This window comes from Oryzihumus sp., assembly GCF_036391795.1.
In the GTDB taxonomy this organism is placed as follows: Bacteria; Actinomycetota; Actinomycetes; order Actinomycetales; family Dermatophilaceae; genus Oryzihumus.
In genome coordinates this window covers 1-4,287 of sequence record NZ_DASVZH010000135.1, presented here as the reverse complement: position 1 = coordinate 4,287, position 4,287 = coordinate 1, and the positions used below count along the sequence as shown (strand labels likewise).

Genomic DNA, 4,287 nt, shown 5'->3' with positions numbered 1-4,287 from the left:
CGGCCCCGGCCGAAGGGGCACGAACGTCCAGCTCAACGTGGGGTTCACGCCCTCGCGGTGGTGTCCTGCTCGCCGGACTCGGAGCCGCTGCGGGCGCGCAGGAGCCGGCGCAGCGACTCCAGGCGTGAACGCCCGGCCGGGCCGGCCTTCCCCTGGGCCACCCACTCGTCGAGGGCGCACTCCTCCTCGTCGTGCGTGCAGCCGCGCGGGCACTGGTCGGTGCCCGGCTCGAGGTCGGGGAAGTGGTGGATGATCCGCGTCAGGTCGACGTGCGCCAGCCCGAAGGAGCGCACACCGGGGGTGTCGACCACCCAGCCGTCGCCGGAGGGCAGGGCCAGGGCCACCGCCGAGGTCGAGGTGTGCCGACCCCGGCCGGTCACCACGTTGACGACGCCCGTCGCACGGTCGGTGCCCGGCACGAGGGCGTTGACGAGGGTCGACTTGCCCACGCCGGAGTGCCCGACGAACACGCTCACCTTTCCGGCGAGCCTCTCCCGCAACGGTTCCAGGCCCCCGAGCTGACCCGTCCGAGGGTCCTGCGAGGTCACGACGTAGGGCACCGCCAGCGGGGCGTAGTTGGCGAGGAAGTCCGCCGGGTCGGCCAGGTCGGCCTTGGTCAGCACCAGCAGCGGGTCCAGCCCGGCGGCGTAGGCCGCCACGAGGCACCGGTCAATCAGGCGGGGGCGCGGCTCGGGGTTGACCAGCGCGGAGACGACGACCAGCTGGTCGGCGTTGGCGACGATGACCCGCTCCACCGGGTCGCTGTCATCCGCGGTGCGCCGCAGCACCGAGGTGCGCTCCTCCAGGCGCACGATCCGGGCGAGGGCGTCGGGGGAGCCGGAGGTGTCGCCGACCAGCCCAACGCGGTCACCGACGACGATGCCCTTGCGCCCGAGCTCGCGCGCCTTCATCGCGGTCAGCGTGTGGTCCTCGACCAGCACGGTGTAACGGCCGCGGTCGACGCCCAGCACGAACCCGGGCACGGCGTCGGCATGGGCCGGACGGTCCTTGGAGCGCGGGCGCGAGCCCCGGCGGTTGGGCCGGATCCGGACGTGGCTCTCGTCGTAGTCCCCGGCCGAGATCCGCCGGGAGCGTGGGCTCACGCGCCACCCGTCATGGTGGGCTGGGCCGAGGCGTCGATCGGCGCCGGGGTCACCTCGAGGCCGATCATCCGCGACCAGCGGTCGGTGAAGCCGGGCAGCGTCTTGTCGGTGGTGGCGACGTTCTCGATGACGACGCCGGGCACCCGCAGCCCCAGGACCGCGGCGGCCATGGCCATCCGGTGGTCGTGGTAGGTCCGGAACAGCCCGCCGTGCAGGGGCCGCGGCATGATCCGCAGGCCGTCCTCGGTCTCGGTGACCGCGCCGCCGAGCGCGTTGATCTCCGTGGCCAGGGCGGCCAGGCGGTCGGTCTCGTGACCGCGCAGGTGGGCGATGCCGCGCAGCCACGACGGGGAGTCGGCCAGGGCCGCCACCGCCGCGACGACCGGCGCGAGCTCACCGGCGTCGTGCAGGTCGACATCGAGCCCGCTGACGGTGCCCGAGCCGGTCACCATGAGCCCGCTGCGGTCGAGGGTCACGTCGGCGCCCATGGCGTCGAAGATGTCACGCAGCGCGTCGCCGGCCTGGGTGGTGTGCTGGGGCCAACCCGGGACGTGGACGGTGCCCCCGGTGACCACGGCGGCGGCGAGGAACGGCCCGGCGTTGGACAGGTCCGGCTCGACCTGCACCTCCAGGGAGTTGATCTCCGAGGGCTCGACCCGCCAGGTGTCGGGGTCGTTGTCGTCCACCACCACGCCGGCGTCGCGCAGCACCTCCACGGTCATCCGGATGTGCGGCTCGCTCGGCACCGGCTTGCCGTCGTGGTGGACGGTCACGCCCTGCTCGTAGCGCGCGCCGGCCAGCAGCAGCGCCGAGACGAACTGCGAGCTCTCGGAGGCGTCCAGAGTCACCGAGCCACCCGGCATACGGCCGGTGCCGGTGACGGAGAAGGGGAGCCGACCGCGGCCGTCGTCCTCGATCGTGGCCCCAAGGGCGCGCAGGGCGTCGATGACCGGGGCCATCGGTCGCTCCCGGGCGCGGGAGTCGCCGTCGAAGGCCACCGGACGGGCGGCGAGGGCGGCCACCGGCGGCAGGAACCGCATGACGGTGCCCGCCAGGCCGCAGTCCACCGTCGTCCCACCGGTCAGGGTGGCCGGGGTGATGATCCAGTCCGCCGACTCGGGGTCGTCGCCGGGGAAGTCCTCGACCGTCGCGCCGAGCGACCGCAGCGCCGCGGCCATCAGCAGGGTGTCGCGCGAGCGCAGCGGGCGGCGCAGCCGCGAGGTGCCGTTGGCCAGCGCCGCGAGGACGAGGAAGCGGTTGGTGAGCGACTTGCTGCCCGGGAGGGCGACGGTCGCGTTGACCGGTCCGGTGACGTGCAGGGAGGGCCAGTCGGCGGGCCGATGGGCGGGGTCGTTCACGGTCTTCCTTCGAGGGGGTGGGGTCAGGTGAGGGCGTCGTGGGCCCGGCTCGCGGCGAGCCTGGCCTCCCGCCGCGCGGAACGGGCCACGTGGCGGGCCTCGCGCCGCCCGAGCGAGGTCGCCCGGGCGGTGTCCTTGGCGGCGCGCCGGGCTCGCCAGGACAGGCCGGGCTTGCCGGCGGTGTCGACCACGGCGAGCAGGAGCCCGCCGAGCAGACCGACGTTCTTGATGAAGTGGGTGCGCTGCTGCGCCCGGGCCGCCGGGTCCTCGACGGCCCAGAACGCGTGGCCGGCGTAGGTGGTGGGCACCAGGCTCCCGGCGAGGACCAGGGCGGCGAGGCGCGGGACCCGGCCCAGCGCGAGCAGGCTCCCGGCCGCGACCTGGGTGGCGCCGTTGGCCCGCACCATCAGCTCGGGGTCGTTGGGCAGGCCCAGCGGCTGCGCGATGGCGTTGACCACCGGCGCGGCCCTCTCGGCCTTGGCCGCTGGGTGGCGCAGGGCGTCCAGGCCACCCTGGATGAACATGGCCGCGAGCATGGGGCGTGCGATCCGGCGAACCACGGTCATCGTCTCTCCTCGTGCTGGTGCTGGGGCTGAGTCCGTCCGGGTCCACCGTAGTTGCTCGCGCACGGCGTTGCGCTCCTAGGCTGGGCGTCATGTGCGGCAGATACGCGGCGAGCGCGCGACCGGAGGACCTCGTGGAGGAGTTCGAGGTCGAGGAGGACCGCACCGCCGAGCCCGCACGCAGCGTGCTGGCCCGCCCGCAGGACCCGCCGCCGCGCACGCCGGACTACAACATGGCGCCGACCAAGCAGGCGCCCGTCGTGCTCACCCGGGCGCCGCGGCAGGCCACGGACGAGACGTCTGCCGAGCCGCCGGCCCCCGTGCGCCAGCTGCGGCTGCTCACGTGGGGGCTGGTGCCCAGCTGGGCCAAGGACGTCAAGGTCGGTCAGCGGATGGCCAACGCACGGGCGGAGAGCGTGCTGGACAAGCCCTCCTACGCCCGCGCGGCGAAGGCGCGCCGCTGCCTCGTCCCGGCCGAGGGCTACTACGAGTGGCAGGTGAGCCCCACCGCGACCGACGCCAAGGGCAAGCCGCGCAAGCAGCCGTTCTTCATCCACCGCGCCGACGGGCAGCCGCTGGCCATCGCCGGGCTCTACGAGTTCTGGCGCGACAAGGCCGTCGCCGACCCCGACGACCCGGACGCCTGGCTGACCACGTTCACCGTGATCACCACCGACGCCGACCCCGGCCTCGACCGCATCCACGACCGGCAGCCCCTCATCCTCGAGCGCGAGGACTGGGACCGCTGGCTGGACCCCACCCTGACCGACGAGGACACCGTCCGGGAGCTGCTGGCCTTCCACCAGCCCGGCCGCCTGGACGCCTACCCGATCAGCACCGCGGTCAACGCCACGCGCAACAACGGCCCCGACCTGTTGCGGCCGGTCGGCCGGGAGCAGCTCGTCGGCGTCGTCGACCCGGTCACCGGAGAGGTCATCGGCGGATGACCGGCGCCCGCACGAGCGTCCGGGACGTGGAGACCCCGGTCGGCCCGGCCCGCGTCCACCTCACCCGGGCACCGCACGCCCGAGGCTCGCTCGTCCTCGGTCACGGCGCCGGTGGCGGGCTCGGGGCGCCGGACCTGCTCGCCCTCACCGCGCTCGCCGACGACGGCTGGGTCGTGGCCCTGGTCGAGCAGCCCTGGCGGGTCGCCGGTCGCCGGGTCGCCGCGCCGCCCAGGCAGCTCGACGAGGCCTGGCTGGCAGTGCTGGGTGCGCTGACCCGCGGGCGGGGTGCGCTGCCGCACCCGCTGGTGGTCGGCGG

The 4,287-nt window shown here is 74.8% G+C and carries 4 protein-coding genes and 1 pseudogene; 2 read left to right on the top strand and 3 right to left on the bottom strand.

Annotation, left to right across the window (positions count from 1 at the left end):
* Positions 1–44: 44 nt before the first annotated feature.
* From rsgA to VF825_RS07790, 3 genes are read right to left on the bottom strand one after another with little or no spacing between them, the layout of a single operon-like run.
* Positions 45–1,103, bottom strand: coding sequence for a ribosome small subunit-dependent GTPase A (gene rsgA / locus VF825_RS07800; protein WP_414695797.1), 1,059 nt, complete (start codon positions 1,101–1,103; stop codon positions 45–47).
* On the bottom strand, positions 1,100–2,461 hold the full coding sequence (aroA, locus tag VF825_RS07795) for a 3-phosphoshikimate 1-carboxyvinyltransferase (RefSeq protein WP_331111885.1): 1,362 nt from the start codon (positions 2,459–2,461) through the stop codon (positions 1,100–1,102). The genes rsgA and aroA overlap by 4 nt, the downstream gene beginning before the upstream one ends.
* A gap of 23 nt (positions 2,462–2,484) precedes the next feature.
* The gene (locus tag VF825_RS07790) at positions 2,485–3,027 is read right to left on the bottom strand and encodes a DoxX family protein (RefSeq protein ID WP_331111883.1); all 543 of its coding nucleotides are present in this window, start codon (positions 3,025–3,027) and stop codon (positions 2,485–2,487) included.
* An 89-nt stretch (positions 3,028–3,116) separates the two neighbouring features.
* On the opposite strand from VF825_RS07790, the gene VF825_RS07785 reads away from it, so the two are divergent.
* On the top strand, positions 3,117–3,971 hold the full coding sequence (locus VF825_RS07785) for an SOS response-associated peptidase (RefSeq protein ID WP_331111881.1): 855 nt from the start codon (positions 3,117–3,119) through the stop codon (positions 3,969–3,971).
* Positions 3,968–4,287 (top strand): annotated as a pseudogene (locus VF825_RS07780) (hypothetical protein); the annotation flags it as partial. The gene VF825_RS07785 and the pseudogene VF825_RS07780, both read left to right, overlap by 4 nt.

Bases quoted from the DNA above. Each gene is read 5' to 3' on its own strand.
- VF825_RS07790 (WP_331111883.1), bottom strand. From the start codon at position 3,027: ATGACCGTGGTTCGCCGGATCGCACGCCCCATGCTCGCGGCCATGTTC.
- VF825_RS07785 (WP_331111881.1), top strand. From the start codon at position 3,117: ATGTGCGGCAGATACGCGGCGAGCGCGCGACCGGAGGACCTCGTGGAG.